Genomic DNA, 26,496 nt, shown 5'->3' on the forward strand with positions numbered 1-26,496 from the left:
TCTATTTAGCTCCGTAAAAATAAATAACTACTCTTAGTGAATATTTATATATTTTCAGGTAAATAAATTATAGTGTTAATTAACTATTTTTATATAAATTGTGATGATTTTATGAATGATTTAGAAGAAATTGTCTATAAACATGCTTTATTAAATGCTGCTAAACATAAAGGAAGTGCAAATCCGGGAGCAGTTATTGGTTCAATCATGAGTCAAGAACAGGATTTGAGAAGTAAAGCAAAAGAAATTGGTCCAATAGCTGGAAAAATTGTAGCTCAAGTTAATAATTTGAGTATTGAAGATCAGGAAGCTGAAATGGCAAAATATCATGTTGAAGTTAAAGAAAAAAAACAAAAAAAAGAAGAAGGACTTCAAGAACTTCCTGGATCTCATGATAATGTAGTAATGAGATTTGCTCCAAATCCAAGTGGTCCATTACATATAGGTCATGCTCGTGCTGCAGTTCCAAATGCAGAATATGCTAAACGATATAATGGTAAAATTATATTAAGAATAGAAGATACTGATCCTAAGAGGGTTTTTGAACCAGCATATGATTTAATTCCTCAGGATTTGAAATGGTTAGGAATAACTCCTGATGAAGTTTATTATCAAAGTGATAGGTTTGAAATTTATTATGATTATGCCCGTCAATTAATTGAGAAAGGTGCAGCTTATATGTGTACCTGTGATGGTGCTACTTTTAAAGAACTTAAAGATAATTGTCAGCCATGTCCATGTAGGGATAATACTGTTGAAAAAAATCTTGAATTGTGGGATAAATTTGACAAAATGCATGCTGGAGAAGCTGTTTTAAGAGTAAAAACAGATATTAATCATAAAAATCCAGCTATTCGTGATTGGGTTGCTATGCGTATTGTCGAAGAAACTCATCCTCGTTTAGGAAATAAATATAGGGTTTATCCAATGATGAATTTTTCAGTAGCTGTTGATGATCATTTAATGGGTATGAGTCATGTACTTAGAGGAAAAGACCATTTGGCAAATAGTGAAAAACAAAAATATTTATATGATCACATGGGTTGGGATGTTCCTGAATTTATTCATTATGGTAGATTAAAAATGGAGGATATTGCATTAAGTACTTCTAAAGCTTTAGAGGGAATTAATTCTGGAAAATATTCCGGATGGGATGATCCAAGATTAGGTACTTTAAAAGCAATAGCTAGGAGAGGAATTCAACCTCAAACAATTTATAACTTAATTACTGAAATAGGTGTTAAAATGTCTGATTCAGCGATTAGTTGGAAAAAAATTTATGGTTTAAACCGTAATTTTTTAGAACCAATAGCTAATCGTTATTTCTTTGTAGAAAATCCTGTTGAAATAAATGTTGAACAGTATGAAGATGGTGCTGTTGATATTGAAAGACCATTACATGCTGATCATGAAGATAGAGGAAATAGAATATTGCCATTTGCAGGAAAAGCATATTTGGCTAATGAAGATATTAATGATGGAATAGCTAGATTGATGGATGCAGTTAATGTAGATATTAATGGAGATGAAATTGTTTATAATTCAACTTCTTTTGAGGAAGCTAGAGATCTAAAAGCTAAAATTATTCAATGGGTTCCTGTTGAGGATAATATTAATGTAACTATTGTTATGGATGATGCATCTACAAAAACTGGACTTGGAGAAGGAGCTTTAAGAGATTTAACTGTTGGAGATGTTGTACAATTTGAAAGAGTTGGATTTGCTCGTTTAGATGAAATTAAAGATGATGAGTTAATATTTTATTATGCTCATAAGTAGGAGGGCAATATGACATTATTTACTAATGGGTATATTACTCTTTCAATTCCTGAAGGATTTCAAAGTGTAAGCAATTTTAATGAATTTGTTGAGTTATATTTGGTTGATTCAACAAAACCTATGACTATTAAAGTATCTGTCAGTCCAACTATTGCAGGTTTAGTTGATATAAAAGAAAACATTGAAAATAATTTTGAAAAAGGAAAGGGAGAATTAATATTCTCCGATTTTGTTCCTGTTAATGAAGATATTTATTATGCAGCTATTTCAACTATTGATGATGGAAAAATAACAGCTCGTTGTAATGAATTTTTATTTGTTAAAGATGATAATTTGTATTCCTTTGAATTTGCATATCCTTATGCAGATGCTGAATTAGATGATTTTTATTTGAATATAATCCGTTCATTAAAAATAGGAAAACCAAAATATATAGTAGAAAAAGAAAGTTATAGGTTAAATGAATAAAAAAAGAATAAGAAAAATATTTTTTCTTATTAATATATTTTTTTAATGTCTTTGGAACTAATATCTATTTTTTTACCTCTGTATTTTACAGATATGTCAGTGCCTCTAATTCCATAGACTTTACTGGAATAAGATTCTCCATCATGATTAAATATGATTTCATCACCTTTATGGAGAACTACTTCTTCATTGTTTATTTTTATTTTTATATTGCTTTTTGCTGGTTTTTCTTTTATTTTAATATCTTCAATGCCGGGTGTTTCATTTATTCCATGGGATTTGGATGATTTTTCTGCATCAGTATTTTTCATCATGTTAAATACTTTACGAGTATTTTCTTGTCTAATTAATTGTTCTTGTGTTGGTTCTTCATAATCATAGTCACTAGGGTACTCTTCATGTCTTTCATTAATAATAGGTTCATATTCTGGGAATTCTTCTTTTTCATATGTACTTACGTTTCTTAAGTACATTTCATCTGCAACATGATCTTTTTCACTTATGTGTTGTTCTGGAGTAAGTTTTTCTTTTACTTCATTAAATATTTTGGAATTTTTAATAGTGTTTGTTATTTTAGCTAAATCTTTCCTATAATCTAAGTCGCTTAATTCATTTTCAACTTCTTCTTTTTCTTCTTTAAATATTTCAGATTCTTCTAAAGGTGCTCCAAATTCATAGTCTTCTTCAATAGGTGAAATAACACTTATATCATTTTCTTCCTGGATTTTAGTTGGAGTTTTTAAACTTGGTGTTTTTATGTCTGCACTGTTTAAAGCATCTGCAACAGTTTCTTCTTTTTCTTCAGTTAAAACATTTTCAACAGTTTCTTCTTTAGGTGTTTCATTGGTTTTCAATGTTTCTTCTGTTTCATCATTTATGTCTGATTTAATTGCATCAGTTATACTTAAACTGTTATTTTCTTTTGTTTTTTTTGTAGTTTTGTTTTCTGTTTTATTATTGTGAATGGTGTCGTAGAAACTAATTTTTTCTTTTGGTTCTACTTCAACTTCAGTTATTGAATTGTTTTCTTTTTTAGTTTCGGTTATTGGTTCTACTTCAACTTCAGTTATAAGATTTTCTTCTTTTTTACCTTCTTTCATCTGCTTGATACTTTCTTTAATTTCAGTAGTATCTTCTTTTTCTTTTTTAATAGTCTTAGATTCTTTTTCTCTTTCATTATCTTTTCTTTTTGACTCTTTAATTAATTCATCAATACTGAATAAGTCTTTTAACTCATGTTTTGGTTTTTCTTCCAAAGAAATATTATTTTCATTTTCTTTTATATTGGTTTTTTTAGTTTTACTCATAATATCCATCTGGCTTTCATTGATTGGTTCTTGAAACTTATGAACTTTTGTTTCATAATTAAAATTGATTGGTTTTTCTATTTTTTCTTCATCTTTATATGTTATTTTGTTGTTGAAGTTGTGTTCATGAGTTTCAGGAGATACATAACTATTAAAGTTGTCTTTTGGTATTTGTCCTTTTTTTCTTAAAGAAGTGCCTTGAGGTTGATTTTGTTTAGAGAAGTATGTTGAAACACTAGATTTAGTTGGTGTGGTTTTAGATAAACTATTTTGATTACTCTTTAATTTACTTTTACCAGAATTAATTATTTCATTTAAATTATCTGTAGGTAATAAAGATGTATCATCGTTTTTCATTTCGTCTTTTCTAAAGTATAATTTTACAATAATTATAGCAATTATACCTATTATTGCAATATTTATCCACACTAATATTGTAGTTTCATTCATTTTTCTCCACTTCCTAATTAATTAAGATTTTATATCTTATAATTATATATCAGTTATTTATTATTATATAGTTTTAGCTTTTTTATAAATATTTAAAAAACAGTTAGTTTATATATTCTGATAGCTAAAATATAAATTATATTAATAATTAATTATGAGGTTCAATAATGGTCGTTAAAATTAATGAAAACTATCTTAAATTAAAAAGTAGTTATCTTTTTGTTGAAGTAGCAAGAAGAGAAGTAGAATTCCAAAAAAATAATCCTGATGCAGACATTATTAAAATGGGTATTGGAGATGTTACAAAACCATTAGCTCCAGCTATTATTAAAGCATTCCAAGGTGCTGTAGATGAAATGGGGGATGCTGAAACATTTAGAGGATATGGTCCTGAACAAGGTTATGATTTTTTAGCTGAAAAAATTATTGAAAATGATTTTAAACCATTTGGAGTTTCCCTTGAGAGTGATGAAGTATTCATTAGTGATGGTGCTAAATGTGATACTGGTAATATTCAGGAAATTTTTGATTTAGGTAATAAAATTGCTGTTACTGATCCGGTTTATACTGTATATGTTGATACTAATGTAATGGCTGGAAGAACTGGTGAAATGAAAGATGATGGTATGTATGAAGGTTTAACTTACTTAAAATGCAATGCTGAAAATGGATTCATTCCAGAACTTCCAAAAGAAGATGTAGATATTATTTATTTATGTTATCCAAACAATCCAACTGGTACTACTCTCACCCATGATCAATTAAATGTATTTGTTGATTATGCAATAGAAAATAAAGCACTTATTTTATTTGATGCAGCATATGAATGTTTTATTAATGAAGATGATGTGCCTCATACTATTTATGAAATTGAAGGAGCTAAACAAGTAGCTATTGAATTTAGAAGCTTTTCTAAAATGGCTGGTTTTACAGGTACTCGTTGTGCTTACACTGTTGTTCCTAAAGAAGTAATGGGTTATGATAGTGAAGGTAATGAAGTTCAATTAAATCAATTATGGAATAGAAGACAAACTACAAAATTCAATGGAGTATCTTATCCAGTACAAGTTGCAGCATCTGCAGTTTACTCTGATGAAGGTAAAAAAGAAATTAAAGAGATAATTGATTATTATATGGAAAATGCAAAAGTAATTAGATCTAGCTTAGAGGATTTAGGTCTTGAAGTTTATGGTGGAATTAACTCTCCTTATATATGGGTTAAAACTCCGAATAATATGGATTCATGGGCATTCTTTGATTTATTATTAAATGAAGCTAATGTAGTTGGAACTCCTGGTTCCGGATTTGGTCCAAGTGGTGAAGGTTATTTAAGACTTACTGCATTTAATACTTTAGAAAATACTAAAGAAGCAATGAGCAGAATTTCTAAATTAGATTTTTAGGTGTTTTTTGTGAGAAAAATTGAAAAACCAGTTGAAATTGAACAAAATGATTCTTTTAAAGTTATATTGTCTAAATATGGTGCTTTAGGTTTAGATAAACAAGAAAACTTATCAGAATTAATTGGAGATTTAGAGGGGCAATTGGATCTTGAAAAAGGTGTTTTAAAATTTAGTGATGATATTTTATTTGATATTCAAATTTTAGGATTCTTTAATGAACAGTCAAAACAATGGGCTTGGGCTTGGGATAATGAAAATATTGGATTTGATGAAAAGCTAATTAAATCAGCTAATGAAATTCATGATATTGGTTTAAAATATGATATCCCTCAATTTACAACTCCTGAATTTGAAACTACATTTAATGATTGTCATATATGGGCTATGGTAGCTACAGCTATTCTAAAAATGGATGGATATTATGGAGTTAATATGGATGGTTTAGATATTTTTGTAGCTATTAAATCTGATTTAATAACTGAAAATAATACTGTTCTTAAATTTAGAGATACATTTTATACTTTCCAAAAGAACTTTGAGATTTTCCCAAAAATAGCTTTTGAATCATATACTAAACTTAAAGGTTATCCTTTCAAACAAAAAGAGGAATTTGCAGTTGCTAAACTCGGTGAAAGTCGTATTATTGTAAGTTTCACTGAAAGAGGAAATGTAACTCATATTCAAATGCTTTTAGAAGATGAGTGATTTTCATGAATCAAGAATTAGTTGATGAAATAGATTATGTAAAAGGATTATTAGCTAATTCTGGTTTTTTCAACAAAGAAGATATTATAGAAATATTGGAAGAACAATTTATTGAGGAAGATATTGATTTTTCCAATATTGAAATTTCTTTTAATCAAGTGGATAATTCTAATTTTAAATGTCTAGAAGATGTTTTTATTAATTTAACTGGTAAAAATATTATATCTATTCATAACTGTGGTTATGATATTGAAGAAGGAGTAGCTGATGCCTTTGAATTATTTGTTCATTTAAAAAATAATAATCATACTCCGATTGGATTTTGTTTTTATACTTTTGAGGATGTTGAAGAAGCTATTGAAGATAGTAAATTAAAAATTACATTTGGAGATTTTGAAAATAATCCAAATAAAGCTTTAGAAATTGGAAAAATTATATTCAATGATTTAAAAGAAGCTAATTTTAGTGTTAATTGGGATGAAACAGTTAATAACCAAATTGAAATTTCTATAGTTTGGGATAAAACCTTTGATGAAAATAAGGAATATGAAATTGAAGGTGCTTTTGAAGAATATATAAATAATAATTAGGTGTTTTAAATGAACTCAAAATCATTAGAATTAATTGAGGATGTTATAACTCCTTTTGGAATTTGGGATTCTTTAGAAATAGTTCAAGATTCAATATATCTGGAATTTAGTGATGTTGAATTAGGTAATCCAAAATATGATGATAGTTTAAATTTATCTTTCAGATTTTCAGATAAATCTTTCATTGTCTTTTTTTATAATAATATTTGGGATGCTGATTTTTTAGCTAATTTTGATTTTAAAAATCATTTTATAAATGAAGATTTTGTTTTAAAGGTTAAAAAAATTAAATTTTTAGATTTTGAATATCTTAATACTTTTTTTTATAATTATGCTAAAAATAAAGTTATTTCTCTAGATGAAACTTTTGATATTCACAATATTAGAAATGATTTCTTTGTTTTATTGGAAACTGAAGAATTAGCTATTGCTATGGGTGGAGATAAAATGGATTTCTTTTTCAATGATGAAAAATTAGATGATGATACTCTAAAAAAAGCGTCTAATCAATGGGTTCTCTACTTTTTAAAATATCGTTTAAAAAGAAACATTGTTATGAAAGATCCAATGTGTGAACATAATACATTGATTTAAGTTGATGTGTTTAGAATACTCTTTTTTTTAAATAAGTTTAATAGCTGTTTATTTTAGGTGAATCATAAACAGCTATCATTTTAATTCAATATTTTTTTAATTTAAAGATATAATTTATCTTTTGATTTATAACCTATGTAACAAACAACAAAACAAATAGCACTAATTATAGTTATTATTATCAATGTTATTTGTGAGCAAAATATTAATTGAGGGTAGTTTGATGGTTGAATCAGTACATTTCCCATTAATATTGCAAATATTACAGTTAATATTCCTGTACTTATTGTTTGACCTATTATTCTCATAGTAGCTACTGCACTTGATGCCATAGGAGTATCTTTTGGTGGGACACTGCTCATTATAGTATTTGTATTTGGACTTGCAAATAATCCGTATCCTATACCTTGCAAAGATAATGAGATTAATATTAATATAATTGAAGTGTCTTTATTTAAAGGAACTATTAATATTAAACCAATAGTTACAATTATCATACCAATAGTTGCAATTTTTTGAGGATCTATTTTATCAGACAATTTTCCAGCACTTGGAGCCACAATAGCCATTAATAATGGGAATGTAATTAAAATTAAACCAGAAATTTGTGAATCAAACCCTTTTATATATTGTAAATTGTAATTAACAATGGTTGTTACTACAAAAGTAGCTATATAACTCAATACACTAGCTATGTTACTTGATAAAAATTTTTTATTTTTATATAATTTTATATCATAAGCAGGATGTTTGGTTTTTAATTCGATTTTACAGAATATAATTAATAAAATAATACCTAGTAACGTTATTACAAGTCCAATTAATGTATTTAATATGGAAAATCCATAAATAAGTAATAAAATACCAATTGCAAATATTAAGGATCCTTTCAAGTCAAATTTTTCATTTTGGTATTTGAACCATTCGTTATCTATCATGAAAAGTAATATTAAATTTAATATTATAAATGGAACCATTACCCAGAATATTGATTCCCATCCAAAATTATAAGTTAAACTTCCTCCAAGCACAGGAGCTAATGCAATTCCAATATAAGTAAGACTTATATTCATTCCTAATGCCTGACCTCTTGATTCAGGACTTATTGCTTCAGCAATTATTAACATAGAATCTACACAAAGACCAGCACCACCAATTCCTTGAATTACTCTAAAAAATAACAATCCTGAAACTGTATTGGAAAGAGGAGTTCCAATAGTTCCAATTAACATTAAAATTACTGAGCAAATAAATGTTTTTTTAACACCATATTTACTGCAAAGTTTTCCTAAAGGAATAGCTAACACGGCCATTGTTAATAAATATGTGTTTGTAATCCAATTCTGCATAATATTACTTAATTTAAAAATTTCAGCTATTTGTGGTAATGCAACAGGAGTTACATTACCCATATATGCACCATAAAATGAAGCTAAGGAAGCTACAATTATAATAATTATATTTCTTTTTTTAGTAGAATTCATAAAATTTCACTCTCTTTTTTGTCATGTAAAATTTATCTTTGTTGTGTGTTTAATTTATCATTGGAATTCATTCCTACAAGAGAAGCCAAAACACTTATTGCTCCAAGTATTGTAGAACATATTAATGCTATATGACAACTTTCATTAAGTTGAGGATAAACTGAAGGGGTTATATTCACATTACCCATTACAAATGCAAAAATTACAGTTAATATCCCAATACTTAATGTTTGACCAATAACTCTCATTGTAGCTACTGCTGCTGATGCCATAGTAGTTTCATTTGATGGAACACTACTCATCATAGTATTTGTATTCGGACTGCTAAACAATCCATATCCAATACCACCTATCATTAGTGCAATTATTATTGTATAAATTGATGTAGAATCATTTAATGTAGTTAATATTAATATAGCTATTGTTGCAAGCCCCATTCCTAAAGCTGAAAGCTTTTGAGGATTTATCAAATCTGATAATTTTCCTGATTGTGGTGTTACAATTGCTTGCATAAGAGGCATACTAATTAATATCAATCCAGTCATCTGTGCATTCCATCCTAAAATATACTGGAAATGATAGTTTATGATGGTAGATAAGCTAAAAATAGATATATAACTTATTACACTGGCTATGTTACTTGATAAAAATTTGTGGTTTTTATATAATTTTACATCGAATATAGGATATTTTTGTTTTAATTCATAATATATGAATGTTATTAAGAAAATTACTCCAATTCCAGTAATTATTTGTCCAGTTATTGTGTGTAGTTCAGTAAACCCATACATAAATGCTGAAATTCCAATAGTATAAAATATAATTCCAATTATATCAATAGGATCATTATTATTCACTTGCCATTCTTCTTTAATTTTTAAATAAGTGAGTATTATTACAATGAAACTCATTGGAAGAGTTATTGCAAAAATACTTTCCCATCCAAAGTTATATGTTAAAGTACCACCTAATACTGGGGCTAATGATAATCCTATGTAAACAGATGATATATTTATTCCTAAAGCTTTTCCACGTTGATTATTGGGTACAGCTTTCACAATCATACTTACTGATGATACAAAAATTGCAGCAGAACCTATTGCTTGAATAAATCTAAAAAATAATAACATTTCTGTATTGATAGATAATATTATTCCAATAGTTCCTAAAAAGAATATTAATGCTCCATAAAAGAATGATTTTTTTAATCCTTTTTGTGCACAATATTTTCCAAAAGGGACACTTAATACTGCCATAGTCAATAAATAAAGATTGATTGTCCAGTTTTGTAAGATGTTGCTTAAATGAAATACTCTTGCAAGTTCTGGTAATGCCATAGTTACTGCATTAGATGTATATGCTGCCATAAAACTAGCTAATGATCCAACAATAACAACATAAAATGCAGTTGTTTTTTTAGTCATCATGTTTTATCCCTCCTTAGTTTAGTATTATATTAAAGGGACAACATAAATTTTTGGTTAAAAAAAATAAAATGTAATTTTTCATCTAAAAATTAACTTGTAATTTAATGAGAGTATAACTTTTGAATTCCTGAAATAAATCCATTGTAATTTTTATTATGTATATTTCCAATAATATCTTCTATACGATCATCTAACTCTTTAAGGTAAGTTTTATTATTATAATCCTGTGTTGTAAAGTAATGAACTTCTATACTGTAATTTGTATCTTCTTTTTGGAAAACATAAGTTACTCCAATATGATCCCATTGATGTTCATTATCTCTTGAAGGATTTGAAAAATACTCTTTAGAAACATTCAATCCTCCTAAATTGATTTTTTCAGTTTTCAATATATTAAAATTACCATTTTCCAATGATGAGAATTTTGAATTAGAAATACTTGTTATATTAGATTCTGGCCAATCTTCCCAAATATCAATAATTGTATAATTATTTGTAATAGCATTATCTGTTTTTGCTTGGTTACTTATATTTAATTCATCAGTAGTGTTCCATGCTTCAGGCACTACGATAGTACTGTGTTCTAATTCTATTGTTTTATCTGTTTGAACACTTAAAAAACTATTTATAGAACTCATATTAACTATAAAAAATATTATAACTATAATAATAATGATATTAAGCCCAATATCTCTTTTTTTCATAATTATCCCTTATGCTTTGTTTTATCCCATTTTCTTTCTTTTCTAATAATCATTTTAAACATAGTTTCAAAGAATAATGGTATTAAATGGAAACAGTATAACCAATATCCAATTAAATCTTTTATAAATTCAGTTATACTTGGCTTGTCACGTAAAAGAGCTACTGTAATTCCTGGTAAAAATGCAATTGTTGAAATTATTCCAACAATAAGTGGAGCATCCATTCTAATGATTGTCACACCATTGAATATAAACCATGAGATAACATTGATTATAGTAACAATAAATCCAAAAAATATGAATAAATTAAATGCATAAAATGATATATGTTCAATAATACCATATTTTTTTGAAAGACTTATTTTTGATTTTAAAATTTTAGGTAAGTAAATAAAAATTGTTTCAAAGTTACCTATAGCCCATCTTGTTCTTTGTTTAAAAAAAGATTTCCAGTCTGTAACTGCTTCTTGATATACTGCAGTTTCACCACAATATCTAATTTTTCCACCATTAAGTAATATTTTAACAGACAAGTTTAAATCTTCAGTTACTGCAAATCCATCCCATTTTCCACTTTCAATAATAGCTTGTTTTTTAACAAATTGCCCATTTCCTCCTAAAAATCCACTGTTTCCTAAATTATCTTTAGCTACTAAAGTATTTCCAAAACTTTTAAATTCAACATGTTGCATATTAGCAAGGAAGTTTTCAGTTTTGTTATACATTTTAACTCTACTTTGGACTCCATCAACTTTCGGATTATTTAAATAAGGGATTATAATATTTAGATATTCTTTTTCAACATGCGTATCAGCATCAAAAACACCTATAATTTCTCCTTTAGATAAACTTAAAGCATCATTTAAAACAAATCCTTTACCACGTCCGGATTTGGGAGGTTTCCTAGTAATTATTCTTAGTGTAGATATTTCTTTTTTTAAATCAGATAATATTTTGCCAGTATTGTCTGTGGAACCATCATTAGCAACGATAATTTCAAAATTATCGTCATTGTTTAATTTATAATTAATTTCACTAATACTTTTAACTGTATTGGCTATTGTTTGTTCTTCATTATGTGCTGGAATAATTATTGTAACAAATGGAGGTACTTCATAAGGAACCGGAGTTTCTTGTTTTTTTAAACTAATAATTGAAAGAAAAATCATGGTTAATGTAGGGATAAGAAGTAACCATTGAAGCCAAGTAACATTTCTAGCTAGTATTCCAGAAATAATTAATATGGTACATGTTGATAAAAGAAATATTGAATTTGACTTTTCAATAGTAAGTTCATTGTTTTTTTCATTTATCCTATTTTTTGCTGTTATTACTTGTAATGCATTTATATTGTGTTTTTTAACTGCAACATCAATATTTCTTTTTAATTCATCTTTATCTATGGGTTTAATTAAATATCCAAATGGTGATCCTTGTATGATTGTGTCTATGGAGTCTTCTTCATTGATGAGGGCAATATGTGGTAAATTCAGTTTGTTTGATTCTGTTGCTATTTCAATATAACTTGATTCATTGATGTTAGTATCTAATATAAGAACATTGGGCGAATGTTTATTTATGTCTTTTATAATGTTTTGCCCATTTGAATCAAAACCAATTAATTCATAATCATAAGAGTTTATAAACTTTTTAACTTTTGTTGTGAATTCTTCATCTGCACTTCCTAAGTATATTGTTGGTTTGTAATTTACTGAAGTAGCTATCTGTTGGATATTATTGTTTTGCGTCATAGTTATCTTATCACTTTGTAAATCCGTGTGCTTCATTTATTTTACTGGATTCCATTTTTGATTTTGCAATAGCTATTTTTAGAGTTTTATTTAATTTTTCCAGGTTATATGGTTTTGAAATAAAACCGTAGGATCCTTTCATATTTGATCTTTCAAATGTTTCTTGGTCTGTATTTGCTGTTAAATAAACACTAGGTATGCCTAATTCTGAAATAATGTTACTTGCTTCAATTCCGTCAATTTCACCTTTTAATTTAATGTCCATTAATACAACATCAGGTAAATATTCTGCAGCTATATCAATAGCATCCTGACCATTATTTACAGTATCTATTACTTCATATCCTAAGTCTTCTAATCCATACTTCAAGTCTAAAGCGATAATTGATTCATCTTCTACAATTAATATTTTTCCATTACTCATATAAATGCACCTTTTTTTAATTATATCCATATATTCCTGATTAATAGGGAAAGTTATTTTAAATTCAGCTCCATTTTCAACATTTCTTTCTAATTCACCACTAATTTGATTTACTAATGATTCTACAATAGTTGATCCTAAACTCCTTTTTATCTTTTTAATATCTTTAATTCCACAACCATTATCTTTAAATATAAATTCACAAGTTTCTTCATCAATTAATTTAATACTTTTGTAGATTATTTTATCTTTTTTTGTTTCTTTAAATGCATATTTTGCAGAATTTGTAGATAATTCATTTATAATTAACATTATTGGAGTTATTAATGAAATTGGTAAACGTAAATCTGGATCAATTTCTGAAATAAATTGAATATCTCTTTTTTTACTTAATAGTATACTTAATGATTCATCTTGTTTATCAATAACTTTTTTTAAGTTCAATATTTCAAAATTTGAACTATCATAAGTTTGAGCATGTAATATTGCTAATGAATTTATTCTATTTTGCATATTTTCTATGATTAACATAGGATTATCTGAGTGTGCTCTTTTTTCAAGATTTATAAAACTATTTAAAATTTGAAGATTATTTTTTATCCTATGGTGAACTTCTTTAATTATTATTTTCTGTTTTTCAACAAGTTTTGTTTGTTCTATTTTTCCAATATCGCTAGTTATATCTACTAAAAATCCCATTGAATGAATTTTATTATTTATTTTAAAATTTTCAATTATTAATTCACAAATTTTTGCATTGTCTTTTGACCCATTTACATAATAAGTTAATGTTTCTTCAAATTTGTTTATTTCGCCAGTAGCTACTTTTTTAAGTTTTTCAACAATATCTTTTTCAGCTATATTTTTATAAATATCATAAGAGTGTTTATACTCTTTTTTATTTACATTAATTATATTATAAAATCCTTCACTAAATGAATAAGCTTTATCAAAGGGTTCTATTAATAAAGCTATTTTTTCATTATACATAAACCCATTTAGCAAGTAATCTATGGGACGTGTGGTGTTACTTTCATTTAAATCACTACTAATGTCTTTGAAAAATCCGTAAGTTCCTACAAACTCTGTAAATTGGTCATATTTGGGATATAAATAACATTCAATATATTTTATACTTCCATATTCTGTTTTAATTCTAATGGTTTCTTTGGCTTTTGTGGAAGTTGAATTAAATTCATCTAATAGTTTTTTAACTTTAGGTTTATCTTCATCGATTACTAAGTTAAAAATGATATTGTAATATTTGTCAGTTTCTCTTTTTGATCTATTTAAGATACTATAAATTCCTGGAGTCCAAGTATATCTATTTTTGTATTTGTATACACTACCACTTTGTGAAATGTATTCCATTAAATGTAATCTTTCTTGGTCATAATTACTAGATTGTGGTTTTTGAAGATTGCTTTCGAGTAAGTTATCTGAATAGTTATTGATAATGTATATTTTATCGTGGTCAGACATAATAATTACATTTATAATTAGTTGTAATTTGGTTTCTTTGAAGTACATTAATCTTAATTTTTCTTCTTTTTTAGTTTTTAACATGTTAATAACATGTTCTTTAAATAATTCATAGTAAAATGGTATAGTTTTACTGAGAAGTCTGCCTTCAATGTCTTCAATATCTATTTTAAATCTTTTTAAGAATATTTTTCCAAGTCTTACAATTATTAAATCTTTTTTATCATCGCTAAGTAAAAATATATTAACATCTGAAGTAATTCTTTCTAATATATTTTCATATTCGCTTTGATAAGTATCTTTTACTTTAGGGCTTTGATGATATTCTAATTTTTCACTCAAATCATGAATTTTTATTTCAGTGATTTTTTCTGAAGGCAAATATTTTCTTTCAATATACATTTTTCACCACTTTAATAATTGTATTTTTCAAATATTAATCAATAAAATTATTTTTCAGATAATATATAAACCATGTTTATTTTTTAATAGAATTTTGTTCATTTAATAGAAATATGTTAATTGTTAGTGTTGATTTTTTTTCAATTTTAGTTAGGTTTTTAGTGATTTTTATAATAATCTTAATTTTTATTATTAGTTTATAGATTATTTATTAACCATTATATATATATATATATATTTGTTGGTTTTTTGAAATTTTTGGGCTTGAAAGTTTAATAATTTATAGACTTTTAAAGATTTCAATAAGAAATCAGAAGAAAATTTCGAGTTATTTGATTTCACTTATGATTAAAGAACATTATTTTAAAAATTATATCAAAATTAAACTATGGGAACACAAAAATTGAAAAATAAAAAGATTATACAAGTTTTTTAAAAGAGTTATAAAACTCCTTTTTTGGAAAAGTTTTTAAAAGAGTACTAACAAAGTATTTTAGTGTTGTGAAAATTTTTATTTTCATGTTTTTAATATTATGAAAGGAGTTATTAAATGACTTGTAGTATTTTAGTTGGCGGAGCATGGGGTGATGAAGGTAAAGGTAAATGTATCACTTATCTTTGTGGTAATGATAAACCTGAAATTATTGCTCGTGCAGGTGTAGGTCCTAATGCAGGACACTCTGTGGAGTTTAATGGTGAAAAATATGGTTTAAGACTCATCCCTTCTGGTTTTGTACATACTGATGCTAAACTCATGATTGGTGCTGGAGTATTAGTAGATAAAGATGTATTATTCAAAGAATTTGAAGACTTAAAAAAGTATAATGTAAAAGAAAGAACTTTTGTAGATCCTAGATGTGCTATTATCACTGAAGATCATAGACAAAGAGATAAAAAATCAGAACATTTATCTAAAAAAATAGGAAGTACTGGATCTGGTTGTGGACCAGCTAATTCTGATAGAGTATTAAGAACTGTTAAATTAGCTAAAGATGTTCCTGAACTTGAAGATTATTTGGCTGATGTTTCTTTAGAAACTAATAATGTTTTAGAGAATGGTGGGGATGTATTTATTGAAGGTTCTCAAGGATTTGCATTGTCTCTTTATTATGGAACTTATCCATTTGTAACTAGTAAAGACACTACTGCAAGTACATTTGCTGCAGATGTAGGTGTAGGTCCAACTAAAGTTGATGAAGTTATTAATGTATTTAAAGCTTATATTACTCGTGTTGGAGAAGGTCCTTTCCCAACTGAAATTTCACAAGAAGAAGCTGAAAGTAAAAACATTGAAGAATATGGTGTTGTAACTGGACGTAGGCGTCGTGTGGGTTTATTTGATATGGAGCTTGCAAAAGAATCTTGTAGAATAAATGGTGCAACTCAAATAGCTTTAACTTGTGTAGATAGATTATATCCTGATTGCGCTAGAACACAAAATTATGATGATTTATCTGTTGAAACTAAGAAATTTGTTGAAGAAATTCAAGCTGAAACTGGTGTTCCAGTAACTATTATTTCAACTGGTCCAGATTTAAAAGATACTATTGATTTAAGAAAAGAATTATTATAATTACTTAATTCCTTTCACTTTTTTTAATTTCTATTGTGCATTGTCATGAATTTTATTTTATTAGAAACTTTTATATACATTAATTATTAATAAGTAATACTGTAATTTAATGGTGATTATATGAATAGAAAATCAATTATAACTATTGTTATAATCGTTGCTATTATCATTATTGCGGCTGGAGCATATATGTTTTACTCCGGTCAAAATGATGATACTGTAACTATAGGTTATCTTCCTAGTGATCATGATGCTGCATTATTTGTAGCTGATGCTCAAGATATGTATCAAAAGGAAGGTATTAATACTAAATTAGTGCAATTTAATAATGGTGGAGACTTAATGACTGCTATGGCTAGTGGTGATGTTGATGTTGGTTATGTTGGAATAACTCCGGTACTCTCTTCAATTGAAAAAGGAGTGCCTGTGAAAGTTATTTCTGGTGTTCAAACTGAAGGTAGTGGAATTATTGTAGGTAATGATTCTGGAATTAATTCTGCTCAAGATTTAGCAGGTAAATCTATTGCTACTCCAGGTGATGCTTCTATCCAAGCTATGCTACTTAAATATTATTTAAAACAAAATAATGTTGATATTAATGATGTAAAAGTTTCTGCAATGAAAGTTCCTTCAATGAATGATGCTTTAAAATCTGGTAAAATTGATGGTATGTTAACTTATGAACCATTTGTAACTACAGCAGTTGAAAATGGTAATACTGAGTTAGTTGATTCTTCTGAAATTTTACCTGGACATCCATGTTGTGTAATTGCAGCATCTGATGATTTCTTAAAAGAACATCCTGATGAAGCTAAAAAACTTGTAGATATTAATGGTAATGCTACTAAGTATATTGATGAACATCCTGATGATGCAGTATCTCAATTACCTAAGGATATAGTATCTAATCCTGATATTGAGAAAAAATCTTTAACTGGAATTAATTTCATTTCTGGATTAAATGATACTTATAAACAGAGTGTAATGGATTTTGTAAATGTGGAAGTTGATTTAGGTGTTTTAAAAGGTAAAATATCTGAAGATAAAATATTTTGGGATGGAAATTAATTAATATTTTTTTAGAATGTAATTTTAAATATTACATTCTATCTATTTTTATAAATTTTAATTATAAAATAAAAAGAATTAGATATGATTATATTTAAAATATTTTTTTAAAGTACTATATTATAGATTGTATTTTTAATTTTAATGATTTTGATAATATAATTTTTTAGTATATTTTGATTAATCTATATGTTACTAGCTATTTTTAATAAATTTCCAAATATGTTTACAATTTCTATAATTTCCACATCTAAATTTTCAATAGCTAATTCTAATTGGGAGTTTTTAATACATATATTCTTTAAATTATCAATACTTTTTATGAGACTTTCTTGATACTGTGGAAATATTTGTTGTATATATTTAAAAAATGGTTCATATTCATCGTAATTAACTTCGTCTTGATTTAAAGAATTTACAATATCTAAATACATTTTTTTAAAGTCTTTGGCACTATTTTTAAAAGAAGGAGTTATATTTTTGATTTCATCTATTAATATGCCTATAGCTTCAGGATTATTATTTTGTAATTCTTTAGCATTTTTTTGAATGATATTACCTATATTTTGAAATCCATTATTTAAACGGGTTATAGCAATAGTATATAATTCTAAATCAATTTCATTAGTTATAGTATAACCTCCAACTAATGTTTTAAATAAAAAAAGAAGTAATTTCTCAAAAGAGAAATTATAATTTAATTTTTATATCAAGAGCACTTGATCCATTTTCATATACGAAAATTGGATTAATATCTAACTCAGATATTTCTGGGAAGTCTAAAGTTAATCTAGCTACTCTTTTAATAGCTTCTTTTACTTCATCTATATCACAAGGAGCTTCTCCTCTGTAACCTTTAAGTAATTCACTAACTTTAGTATTATTTATTTGTTCATCAATTTCTTGGCTACTCATACCGTTAGCTAATTTAAATGATACATCTTCAATAAGGTTAACATAGATTCCACCCATACCAAATGCAACCATTGGTCCGAATTGTTTGTCTTTAATCATACCTACAATTACTTCTTGACCGGATTCCATCATTTTTTGAACTTCTACACCATCAGGGATAATGTCTGGATGTGCTTTTTTAGCATTAGCTATAATTTCGTCGAATGTTGCTTTAGCTTCTTCTTCGCTTTCAATTCCTACTTTTACTCCACCAATGTCTGATTTGTGGAGTATTTTGTCAGAAGCGATTTTAAGTACAACTGGGAATTCCATATCTGCTGCTAATTGGCTTGCTTCATCAGCAGATGTAGCTAATTTAATTGGTGCTGCAGAGATTCCATAAGCTTCAGCCACTGAATATGCTTCACTACCAAGTAAAGTGTCTCTACCGTCAGCTTTTACTTTGGCAAATATTTCTTCTACAATATCTTTGTTTATATTGTCTAATTCATCAATACAGTCATCATAATCTCTGCTTTCTAATTCTGCATAATGGGTCATAGCTGCAAGTGAATCTACTGCATTTTCAGGGAAAACATATGTTGGTACATTATGTGCTCTTAATGCATCGTTTGCTGCTTCGAAACTTGGTCCACCCATGTTTACAACAAATATTGGTTTTCCGAATTTTTCTCTTTCTTCTAAGATTGCTGCAGCTATTCCGTCAGGGTCTGCTGATGCAGTAGGACAAACCATAATAATTAAACTGTCTACTTGTTCATCTTTTAAAACAATATCTAATGTTTCTTTGTATCTTTGTACTGGTGCATCTCCTAAAACATCAATAGGGTTGTTTACACTACCCTCATCAGGGATACATTTTTTTAAGTTTTCTTTAGTTTCATCATCAAATTGAACAAGTTCTAATCCTTTTCTTTCCATTTCATCAACAGTAAGAACTCCTCCACCACCAGCATTGGTAATAATAGCTACATTGTTTCCTTGTGGGAGAGGTGCTTTGGAAAATGCTAATCCAATATCAAATAATTCTGCCATGCTACTTACACGAAGAATTCCTGATTGTTCAAATGCAGTATCAAATGCTAAATCACTACCTGCTAAAGCACCAGTATGGGAAGATGCTGCTTGTGCACCTGCATTACTTGAACCAGATTTAAGTACAACAATTGGTTTTTTAGCAGTGGTTTTTCTCATAGCTTTAACAAAGTTATCATCATCAGTTATTGATTCTAAGTAACAGATAATAACTGCGGTTTCAGGATCTTCAGCTAAGTAATCAAATAGTTCTGTTTCACTTACACCAGCTTTGTTTCCAAGACTGATTACTTTACTAAATCCAATTCCTGAAGTAAGACTCCAGTCAAGTAGTGCTACCATCATAGCTCCACTTTGAGAAATAAATGCAATATTTCCTTTTGGAGGCATCATCTGTGCAAATGAAGAATTTAATGGTGTGTGGGAATCTGTGATTCCTAAACTATTTGGTCCAATAATATTTATGCCATATTTTTTACTAAGTGCAACTAATTCTTCTTCTAATTTTGCACCTTCTTCTCCAATTTCTTTGAAACCAGCACTGATAACTACCATATTTTCTACGCCAGCTTCACCACAGTCTTTCACTGATTCATTTACAAAAGCTGCAGGAATGGACATGATTACTAAGTCCACTTTTTCAGGGATGTCTTTAATATTTTTATATGCTTCTAATCCTTGGATTTCTCCACCTTTTGGGTTGATTGGGTATACTTTTCCTTTATATCCACCAGAGATGATATTATCTATGATAATATAACCTACTTTACCTGGGGTGTTTGAAGCTCCGATTACAGCAACTGAATCAGGTTTAAACATTTTATTAAGATCTTTCATAGGTTTTTTCTCCTAGTTCTTTATTATTCATCATTATTCACAATCATATTTTTCATGACATTATAATTTATAATGATAAATAATTAAAAATTATTATACTAATATTTTATGTTCTATTGTTATATAAACATTGTTGTTTGGACAGTTCTGTACCTTTTTAATAATATTTATAGTATTATTTGATACTTTGGTTAGAATTATAACGAATTATTTTCTTTATTTTTAATGAATAATATTTTTGAGCTTGGTTTTTTGGAGTTATGTTAATGAAAATATATAACTTATAATGAATATATATTAATATTAACTTAAATTAATTAAAATTAATTTCATTATTTACTTAGGGGTTTATGATATGAGTTTAATTATTGCTTACATTGGAAAAAAAGGATGTGTGATGGCTAGTGATAAAAGAAGAATTGGTTATTTTGGAAATAAAGAGCAATTAAATATATTGGAAGATGAATTATATAGTGGTAAAATAAAAACTGATGATGAGTTTAAAACAAAAGCTGAGGAATATGGTATTTCAATTAAAATAACTGAAGATGCTACTAAAATAACAACTGTAGGAAACTGTGTAAGGGGAGAAGTAACTACTAAAAAAGTTTTTGAAACATACAGAAAAAGAATTTATGGAACTACAATGGGTTATCAAATAGTTGAATTATCTGGTTCTGAAACTATTTCTCGTGAAGCTGGTGAAAAAGCAATTATTGTGTTTGGTAATAAATTTGCTAAACAAGAAGCAGAAAAATTAATTAATAAAAAATGGAAATCATCATTAAGCTTAAAATATATGGGAGATATTTTTGAAGAAATACTGACTGAAATTTCTAGAAAAACACCAACTATTGGAAACACATTTGATGTTTTAATTAAACAACCAAAATTCGACAAATCTGAAGCTCAAAGACATCTTAATGTAAGTATTGATAAAGATGTTAAAGTTTTATCAAAATTCAGACAAAAATTACAAGAAGATTTAGTTCAAAAAAATAAAGAAATAGCTCTTGCTGATAAGATTATTAACAAAGGAGACATTGGTAAAGTTGTTTCTACTGATGGAAAAATGTTAATTATTAAATTAAATAATAAAACACAAGCATTTGATGGTAATTGGAAACAAATAGCTAAACCAAATGAAAATGTGATCATGTTTAGTGATAGTAGTAATGTTGAGCTTGGAGATAAAGTAGTTATTGAAAATGAAACTTTATGTCTTAAAAAAGATAAATCTAATCTTAAGTGTGATATAATTTTATGTAGTTTATAAGGAGATTTTTTAAAATGAAAATAACATTTTTAGGCACAGGAGGTGGAAGATTCTCAGCTATCAGTCAAAGAAGAATGACTGGTGGTTTTAGGATTGATAATTTAAACGGAAAAAATTATCATGTTGACCCAGGTCCTGGAGCACTTGTTAGAACTTATCAATTTGGATTTGATCCAAGAAATTTAGATGGAGTATTTATTTCTCATGCACACACTGATCATTATAATGATGCAGAAATTCTCATTGAAGCAATGACTCGTGGAATGACTAAAGAATATGGTGTTATCTTAGGTAATAAAAGTGTTCTTGATGGATTTGAAAGATGGGGGCCAGCTATCTCAAAATATCATCAAAGCCACTCTAAAAAATATGTTTTAGAGGAAAATAAATCTGAAAATATTGGTGGTTTTTCAATTAAAGGTACTAAAACAATTCATGGTGATCCAAAAGGTATAGGTTTTCAAATTGATTATAAAGGTTTTAAAATATCTTATACTTCTGATACAGGATATTTTGAAGATTTGCCTAAATATCATGAAGGTGCAGATATTTTAATAGCTAGTGTTCTTAGGCCCGGAAATAAATCTATAAAAGGTCATTTGTGTTCACGTAATTTTATAGAATTGTTAAAAAATGTAAAACCAAAATTAGCTATAATGACTCATTTTGGACTTAAAATGTTAAGTATTGATCCAATTGATGAAGCAAAAAGAATAACTCGAGAAAGTGGTGTAAAAACATTAGCTGCTTTTGATGGAATGTCTTTTGAAGTTAACACTCAAAATCCTGTAAGAACTCGTATTAAAACTTTAAAAGATGTTAATTCTCAAATTCATAGTTCAAATATTGATTTAAATAAAAGAGAAAGAAAAAATACTTATCAGTCTTCATTAAGAAATGGTGAAACTGATGAACTTACTATTGGAAAAAATGATTAAATTTTTAGATTTGATGGATTAATGTATCCTGATCGAATCATGTGGTCTGCAAGAACAATAGCTACACTTGATTGTGCTACAACAGTAGCTCTAGGGCAAATACAAGGATCATGTCTTCCTTTAATGGTTATTTCTTCTTCTTTCATTTTTTCTAAATTCACTGATTTTTGGCATTTTGATATTGATGGAGTTGGTTTAACTGCAATTCTTGAAATTATTGGCATGCCGTTACTTATTCCACCAATAATTCCACCAGAACTATTTGTTGATGTGTAAATTTTATTATTTTCAATGTAATATTCATCGTTAATTTCTGATGCACAGCTGGTAGCTACATCAAAACCAAATCCAATTTCCACACCTTTTACTCCATTTATATTCATTAGGATTTTAGCTAAATCTCCATCAAGTCTTTCAAATACAGGTTCACCAAGGCCTGAAGGAACTCCAACAGCTACTGTTTCTACAATACCTCCAATTGAGTCTCCTTCTTGTTTTTTAGTTAAAATTAATTCTTCCATAGCTTTTGCAGCTTCTAAATCTCCACAACGCACAGAATTTTTTTCAACATTTTCTTTTACAGTTTTAAAATCCTTACTATGAGCCATTATATTTCCAATTTGAACAACATGAGATATAATCTCAATATTTTTTGTTTTTAAAAGCTTTTGAGCTATTGCACCTGCAATCACGTGACCTATTGTGATTCGTCCACTTCCTCTGCCACCACCATTATAGTCATAGTTGCCGTATTTTTTCATCCAACCATAATCGCCATGTGATGGTCTTGGGGTGTTTTTAAACATAGAATAATCTTTTGAATGTTGATTGTTATTGTAAACAACTCCAGTAATTGGTGTTCCATCTGTTTTACCTTCAAAAATTCCAGATAAAATTTGAACTTCATCAGATTCTTTACGGGGAGTTGTCACACTACTTGTTCCAGGTTTTCTTTTATCTAATTCCTTTTGAATATCTTCTTGACTTAATTCAAGATTAGCAGGACAACCGTCAATAACTGCTCCAACTGCTTTTCCATGACTGGTACCAAAACTAGTCACTGAAAACATTTTTCCAATAGTATTTGCCATTAATTATTTCCTCCATAATAAAAATCTTATATTCAATAATAATATAATATAAATCTAATAAATGTTTTGTTGATTTTTTATGTCTGAAAATAATATAAATTTAATCTATAATAAATTACTTGAAAAATATTCTTATCAGGGTTGGTGGCCTCTTTTAAGTTATCAGGGAATTAATCCTACTAAAACTGGGGCTATTGAAGGTTATCATCCAAAAGATTATAGTTTTCCAAAAAATTCAAATGAACAATTTGAAATTATAATGGGATCTATTTTAACTCAAAATACTTCTTGGCCTTCAGTTGAAAAGGCATTAAAAAATTTAAGTATTTTAACAGAATTTTCACCTAAAAGTATTCTTAAATTAGCTAATTCAAATGAAAATGAATTTAAACAAGCTATTAAGGTAGCAGGATATTTCAATCAAAAATTTAATTATCTTAAAAATATTGCAGAATTTTATATTTCCTTAGAGGGCAGAGTTCCATCTAGAAAGGAAATATTGAAAGTCAAAGGTGTTGGTAATGAAACAGCAGATTCTATTTTACTTTTTGCATATAAACAAAAAGAATTTAAAGTTGATGCTTATACTAAACGAATATTTTCATATTTGGGTTATTTTGATGAAAAAGAAAAATATATGTATATTAAAAAATTATTTGAAGATAATTTTAAAGGTACTGTTAATGAATATCAGGAGTATCATGCTTTAATTGTAGAACATGCAAAACATTACTATTTAAAAAAGCCTTATGGTGTTGAAGATAAACTTTTAGATGAATTTAAAATATAATAAATATTAAGTGTAATATTTTACTAATTATTATATGGTGAAAAAATGGTATTTCCAGTTACAAGAATGAGAAGATATAGAAAAAACTCTAAAATTAGGAATATTGTACGTGAAACTAAATTAAATAAAGAAGATTTAATTTATCCTATTTTTTTCAAAGAAGAACTTAAAGATGATGAAAAAGAACCTATTGAATCTATGCCTGGGGAATATAGATATTCTTTAGATGCAGGAGTTAAATTTGCAAAACAATTAGAAGAAAAAGGCTTAAAATCCATAATTGTTTTTGGAGTTCCGTTACCTGAAACTAAAGATGAAGTAGCTACTCCAGATTATTCATCCACTGGAATAGTTCAAAAAGCAATTCGTGAACTTAAAAAACAAACTAATTTAGTTATAATTGGTGATGTATGTTTATGTCAATATACTTCTCATGGACATTGTGGTTTAATTAAAGAAAATAATGATAATGATGATGGAATTGAAATATTAAATGATGAATCATTAAAATATATTGCTAAGGTTGCTGTTTCTTATGCTGAAGCAGGTGCAGATATTGTAGCTCCTTCTGATATGATGGATGGTAGAGTTGATGCTATTAGAACAGCATTAGATGAAAATGGATTTTACAATGTTATGATTATGTCATATTCTGCAAAATATGCTTCTGCGTTTTATGAACCATTTAGAGCAGCTGCAGACTCTTCACCAAGTCATGGAAATCGTAAAAGTTATCAAATGGATCCTGCAAATGCACTTGAAGCAATTAGGGAATGTGAACTTGATGTAATTGAAGGTGCTGACTTTTTAATGGTTAAACCTGCTTTACCTTATTTGGATATTATTAAAACAGTTAGAGAAGAATTTACTTTACCTTTAGTTAGTTATAATGTAAGTGGAGAATATTCTATGATTATGGCAGCTATTGAAAAAGGATTTTTAACTGAAAATGCAATTTTAGAATCATTACTTTCAATTAAAAGAGCAGGATCTGATTTAATAATTACTAATTTTGCATCATATGTACTTTTAAATGATTTACTTTAAGTTGATAATATGAATTCAAAAACAATAGCTAAGATAGCTCAAATTGCATCAGCATTAGAAGTAAGTGGATATCCAAAACCAGGTAATGTTCATAGAACTCGTGATTTTGAAGATATGGAATTTGAAGATTTTATAATAAGTGGAATTGTAATTGGGGATACTATTGAAGAAGCAACTTCTAAAGTCGATGAAAATAATCTTCAAAATGCAAAATTGGGTAAATATATCTTAAATGCTGTTAAAGAGACTGACAAATGGGTAGCTAATAATACAAATCTTGGAATTGTGATGATGTTAACTCCAATAGCGTGTGGAGCAGCTATTAGTGATAATTTCTCTCAACTTAGACAGAATATGATTAAATTAATGGAAGCAACAACTGTTGAGGATGCAGTTGATTTATATGATGCAATTAATATTGCAGATGCTGGAGGAATGGGTGATCAAGAAGAATATGATGTAGCTAGCGAAAACGCAAAAGAAGAGTTGAGGATAAATAAACAAACTATGTTTGATGTTTTAAAAATTTCAGCACCATGGGATAGATTAGCTAATGAAATGACTAGTGGAATGCCAGTTGTTTTTGAGATTGGTTATCCAACATATGATGATTTAAAAAGAAGCACAACATCTAACAAAGCATGTGTTTTAACATTTTTAACAATTCTTAGTGAAATTCCAGATACTTTAATTTCAAGAAAATATGGTGATGATAAAGCAAGTGAAGTATCTAGTCAAGCAAAAGAATTACTTAGCTTTAAAGATGATGTTGATTTTGAAAATAAATTAAATGAATTTGATGAATATTTATATAAAAATAAGTTAAATCCTGGAACTACTGCAGATTTAACTGCTGCTTCTATTTTTGTTAGCTATTTAAAATTAAATTTTTAAATTTATTTTTTAAATATTAATTTAGCTAACATTTATAAATTCTATTTACATATATTATAATA

At 27.4% G+C, this 26,496-nt stretch carries 22 protein-coding genes; 13 read left to right on the forward strand and 9 right to left on the reverse strand.

Translation table 11 applies throughout. From position 1 onward, the window contains the following. Nucleotides 1-111 precede the first annotated feature (111 nt). Entirely contained in the window at nucleotides 112-1,779 is a 1,668-nt protein-coding gene (locus Q0984_RS03955) for a glutamate--tRNA ligase (protein ID WP_299523905.1), read from the forward strand. Nucleotides 1,780-1,788: 9 nt separating this feature from the next. Next, nucleotides 1,789-2,247, forward strand: coding sequence for a hypothetical protein (locus Q0984_RS03960; RefSeq protein ID WP_299523908.1), 459 nt, complete (start codon nucleotides 1,789-1,791; stop codon nucleotides 2,245-2,247). A 29-nt stretch (nucleotides 2,248-2,276) separates the two neighbouring features. Here the strand turns inward: Q0984_RS03960 and Q0984_RS03965 are convergent, their stop codons facing one another. Then, the gene (locus tag Q0984_RS03965) at nucleotides 2,277-4,004 is read right to left on the reverse strand and encodes an ATPase (protein ID WP_299523911.1); all 1,728 of its coding nucleotides are present in this window, start codon (nucleotides 4,002-4,004) and stop codon (nucleotides 2,277-2,279) included. Nucleotides 4,005-4,171: 167 nt separating this feature from the next. Between Q0984_RS03965 and Q0984_RS03970 the strand changes: the two genes are divergently transcribed. Genes Q0984_RS03970 through Q0984_RS03985 form a run of 4 tightly spaced genes read left to right on the forward strand, consistent with a single transcriptional unit; the run spans nucleotide 4,172 to nucleotide 7,296 of the window. After that, the gene (locus Q0984_RS03970; RefSeq protein ID WP_299523914.1) at nucleotides 4,172-5,407 is read left to right on the forward strand and encodes an LL-diaminopimelate aminotransferase; all 1,236 of its coding nucleotides are present in this window, start codon (nucleotides 4,172-4,174) and stop codon (nucleotides 5,405-5,407) included. Nucleotides 5,408-5,416: 9 nt separating this feature from the next. Further along, complete coding sequence (locus tag Q0984_RS03975) at nucleotides 5,417-6,112, forward strand: DUF6882 domain-containing protein (protein ID WP_299523917.1); 696 nt, start codon at nucleotides 5,417-5,419, stop codon at nucleotides 6,110-6,112. A 5-nt stretch (nucleotides 6,113-6,117) separates the two neighbouring features. Further along, on the forward strand, nucleotides 6,118-6,702 hold the full coding sequence (locus Q0984_RS03980; protein ID WP_299523920.1) for a DUF6891 domain-containing protein: 585 nt from the start codon (nucleotides 6,118-6,120) through the stop codon (nucleotides 6,700-6,702). Between the two features lie 9 nt (nucleotides 6,703-6,711). Continuing rightward, entirely contained in the window at nucleotides 6,712-7,296 is a 585-nt protein-coding gene (locus Q0984_RS03985; protein ID WP_299523923.1) for a hypothetical protein, read from the forward strand. Nucleotides 7,297-7,397: 101 nt separating this feature from the next. Here the strand turns inward: Q0984_RS03985 and Q0984_RS03990 are convergent, their stop codons facing one another. The 5 genes from Q0984_RS03990 to Q0984_RS04010 all read right to left on the reverse strand — a co-directional run bounded on the left by Q0984_RS03990 (nucleotide 7,398) and on the right by Q0984_RS04010 (nucleotide 14,970). Next, complete coding sequence (locus tag Q0984_RS03990; RefSeq protein WP_299523926.1) at nucleotides 7,398-8,780, reverse strand: MFS transporter; 1,383 nt, start codon at nucleotides 8,778-8,780, stop codon at nucleotides 7,398-7,400. 32 nt (nucleotides 8,781-8,812) lie between these two features. Continuing rightward, on the reverse strand, nucleotides 8,813-10,204 hold the full coding sequence (locus Q0984_RS03995) for an MFS transporter (RefSeq protein WP_365907042.1): 1,392 nt from the start codon (nucleotides 10,202-10,204) through the stop codon (nucleotides 8,813-8,815). Nucleotides 10,205-10,308: 104 nt separating this feature from the next. After that, complete coding sequence (locus tag Q0984_RS04000) at nucleotides 10,309-10,911, reverse strand: hypothetical protein (RefSeq protein ID WP_299523932.1); 603 nt, start codon at nucleotides 10,909-10,911, stop codon at nucleotides 10,309-10,311. 2 nt (nucleotides 10,912-10,913) lie between these two features. Next, a complete protein-coding gene (locus tag Q0984_RS04005) occupies nucleotides 10,914-12,662 on the reverse strand; it encodes a glycosyltransferase (protein WP_299523935.1) in 1,749 nt (582 codons plus the stop codon). Between the two features lie 10 nt (nucleotides 12,663-12,672). Continuing rightward, nucleotides 12,673-14,970 carry a response regulator gene (locus Q0984_RS04010; protein ID WP_299523937.1) on the reverse strand — a complete coding sequence of 766 codons (2,298 nt, stop codon included), beginning with the start codon at nucleotides 14,968-14,970 and terminating at the stop codon, nucleotides 12,673-12,675. A 550-nt stretch (nucleotides 14,971-15,520) separates the two neighbouring features. Here Q0984_RS04010 and Q0984_RS04015 point away from each other — a divergent pair. Together Q0984_RS04015 and Q0984_RS04020 are read left to right on the forward strand one after the other, a co-directional pair. Continuing rightward, nucleotides 15,521-16,543 carry an adenylosuccinate synthetase gene (locus tag Q0984_RS04015; RefSeq protein ID WP_299523939.1) on the forward strand — a complete coding sequence of 341 codons (1,023 nt, stop codon included), beginning with the start codon at nucleotides 15,521-15,523 and terminating at the stop codon, nucleotides 16,541-16,543. Nucleotides 16,544-16,663: 120 nt separating this feature from the next. Continuing rightward, the gene (locus Q0984_RS04020) at nucleotides 16,664-17,611 is read left to right on the forward strand and encodes an ABC transporter substrate-binding protein (protein WP_299523941.1); all 948 of its coding nucleotides are present in this window, start codon (nucleotides 16,664-16,666) and stop codon (nucleotides 17,609-17,611) included. 185 nt (nucleotides 17,612-17,796) lie between these two features. Here the strand turns inward: Q0984_RS04020 and Q0984_RS04025 are convergent, their stop codons facing one another. After that, nucleotides 17,797-18,045 (reverse strand): hypothetical protein, encoded by a 249-nt coding sequence (locus Q0984_RS04025; protein ID WP_299523942.1) that lies wholly within the window; start codon nucleotides 18,043-18,045, stop codon nucleotides 17,797-17,799. Between the two features lie 256 nt (nucleotides 18,046-18,301). Further along, nucleotides 18,302-20,398: an acetate--CoA ligase alpha subunit gene (gene acs / locus Q0984_RS04030; protein WP_299523943.1), complete on the reverse strand. Its 2,097-nt coding sequence runs from the start codon at nucleotides 20,396-20,398 to the stop codon at nucleotides 18,302-18,304. 355 nt (nucleotides 20,399-20,753) lie between these two features. On the opposite strand from acs, the gene Q0984_RS04035 reads away from it, so the two are divergent. Next, nucleotides 20,754-21,674 (forward strand): DUF2121 domain-containing protein, encoded by a 921-nt coding sequence (locus Q0984_RS04035; protein ID WP_299523945.1) that lies wholly within the window; start codon nucleotides 20,754-20,756, stop codon nucleotides 21,672-21,674. Between the two features lie 14 nt (nucleotides 21,675-21,688). Continuing rightward, nucleotides 21,689-22,612: an MBL fold metallo-hydrolase gene (locus Q0984_RS04040; protein WP_299523947.1), complete on the forward strand. Its 924-nt coding sequence runs from the start codon at nucleotides 21,689-21,691 to the stop codon at nucleotides 22,610-22,612. On the opposite strand, the gene aroC is transcribed toward Q0984_RS04040, so the two are convergent. Further along, nucleotides 22,609-23,703 carry a chorismate synthase gene (aroC, locus tag Q0984_RS04045; RefSeq protein WP_299523950.1) on the reverse strand — a complete coding sequence of 365 codons (1,095 nt, stop codon included), beginning with the start codon at nucleotides 23,701-23,703 and terminating at the stop codon, nucleotides 22,609-22,611. The two genes, Q0984_RS04040 and aroC, sit on opposite strands and share 4 nt — an antisense overlap. A gap of 79 nt (nucleotides 23,704-23,782) precedes the next feature. Between aroC and Q0984_RS04050 the strand changes: the two genes are divergently transcribed. From Q0984_RS04050 to Q0984_RS04060, 3 genes are read left to right on the forward strand one after another with little or no spacing between them, the layout of a single operon-like run. After that, complete coding sequence (locus Q0984_RS04050; RefSeq protein ID WP_299523952.1) at nucleotides 23,783-24,493, forward strand: endonuclease III domain-containing protein; 711 nt, start codon at nucleotides 23,783-23,785, stop codon at nucleotides 24,491-24,493. Between the two features lie 45 nt (nucleotides 24,494-24,538). Next, on the forward strand, nucleotides 24,539-25,540 hold the full coding sequence (gene hemB / locus Q0984_RS04055; RefSeq protein WP_299523955.1) for a porphobilinogen synthase: 1,002 nt from the start codon (nucleotides 24,539-24,541) through the stop codon (nucleotides 25,538-25,540). 9 nt (nucleotides 25,541-25,549) lie between these two features. Further along, on the forward strand, nucleotides 25,550-26,434 hold the full coding sequence (locus Q0984_RS04060; protein WP_299523958.1) for a triphosphoribosyl-dephospho-CoA synthase: 885 nt from the start codon (nucleotides 25,550-25,552) through the stop codon (nucleotides 26,432-26,434). Nucleotides 26,435-26,496 lie beyond the last annotated feature (62 nt).

The organism is uncultured Methanobrevibacter sp. (genome assembly GCF_934746965.1).
Taxonomy (GTDB): Archaea; Methanobacteriota; Methanobacteria; order Methanobacteriales; family Methanobacteriaceae; genus Methanocatella.

What these genes read in the sequence shown, in the direction of transcription:
- Q0984_RS03955 (WP_299523905.1), top strand. Translation starts at nt 112, where the DNA reads ATGAATGATTTAGAAGAAATTGTCTATAAACATGCTTTATTAAATGCT.
- Q0984_RS03960 (WP_299523908.1), top strand. Translation starts at nt 1,789, where the DNA reads ATGACATTATTTACTAATGGGTATATTACTCTTTCAATTCCTGAAGGA.
- Q0984_RS03965 (WP_299523911.1), bottom strand. Translation starts at nt 4,004, where the DNA reads ATGAATGAAACTACAATATTAGTGTGGATAAATATTGCAATAATAGGT.
- Q0984_RS03970 (WP_299523914.1), top strand. Translation starts at nt 4,172, where the DNA reads ATGGTCGTTAAAATTAATGAAAACTATCTTAAATTAAAAAGTAGTTAT.
- Q0984_RS03980 (WP_299523920.1), top strand. Translation starts at nt 6,118, where the DNA reads ATGAATCAAGAATTAGTTGATGAAATAGATTATGTAAAAGGATTATTA.
- Q0984_RS03985 (WP_299523923.1), top strand. Translation starts at nt 6,712, where the DNA reads ATGAACTCAAAATCATTAGAATTAATTGAGGATGTTATAACTCCTTTT.
- Q0984_RS03990 (WP_299523926.1), bottom strand. Translation starts at nt 8,780, where the DNA reads ATGAATTCTACTAAAAAAAGAAATATAATTATTATAATTGTAGCTTCC.
- Q0984_RS03995 (WP_365907042.1), bottom strand. Translation starts at nt 10,204, where the DNA reads ATGACTAAAAAAACAACTGCATTTTATGTTGTTATTGTTGGATCATTA.
- Q0984_RS04000 (WP_299523932.1), bottom strand. Translation starts at nt 10,911, where the DNA reads ATGAAAAAAAGAGATATTGGGCTTAATATCATTATTATTATAGTTATA.
- Q0984_RS04005 (WP_299523935.1), bottom strand. Translation starts at nt 12,662, where the DNA reads ATGACGCAAAACAATAATATCCAACAGATAGCTACTTCAGTAAATTAC.
- Q0984_RS04010 (WP_299523937.1), bottom strand. Translation starts at nt 14,970, where the DNA reads ATGTATATTGAAAGAAAATATTTGCCTTCAGAAAAAATCACTGAAATA.
- Q0984_RS04015 (WP_299523939.1), top strand. Translation starts at nt 15,521, where the DNA reads ATGACTTGTAGTATTTTAGTTGGCGGAGCATGGGGTGATGAAGGTAAA.
- Q0984_RS04020 (WP_299523941.1), top strand. Translation starts at nt 16,664, where the DNA reads ATGAATAGAAAATCAATTATAACTATTGTTATAATCGTTGCTATTATC.
- Q0984_RS04025 (WP_299523942.1), bottom strand. Translation starts at nt 18,045, where the DNA reads ATGTATTTAGATATTGTAAATTCTTTAAATCAAGACGAAGTTAATTAC.
- acs (WP_299523943.1), bottom strand. Translation starts at nt 20,398, where the DNA reads ATGAAAGATCTTAATAAAATGTTTAAACCTGATTCAGTTGCTGTAATC.
- Q0984_RS04035 (WP_299523945.1), top strand. Translation starts at nt 20,754, where the DNA reads ATGAGTTTAATTATTGCTTACATTGGAAAAAAAGGATGTGTGATGGCT.
- Q0984_RS04040 (WP_299523947.1), top strand. Translation starts at nt 21,689, where the DNA reads ATGAAAATAACATTTTTAGGCACAGGAGGTGGAAGATTCTCAGCTATC.
- aroC (WP_299523950.1), bottom strand. Translation starts at nt 23,703, where the DNA reads ATGGCAAATACTATTGGAAAAATGTTTTCAGTGACTAGTTTTGGTACC.
- Q0984_RS04050 (WP_299523952.1), top strand. Translation starts at nt 23,783, where the DNA reads ATGTCTGAAAATAATATAAATTTAATCTATAATAAATTACTTGAAAAA.
- hemB (WP_299523955.1), top strand. Translation starts at nt 24,539, where the DNA reads ATGGTATTTCCAGTTACAAGAATGAGAAGATATAGAAAAAACTCTAAA.
- Q0984_RS04060 (WP_299523958.1), top strand. Translation starts at nt 25,550, where the DNA reads ATGAATTCAAAAACAATAGCTAAGATAGCTCAAATTGCATCAGCATTA.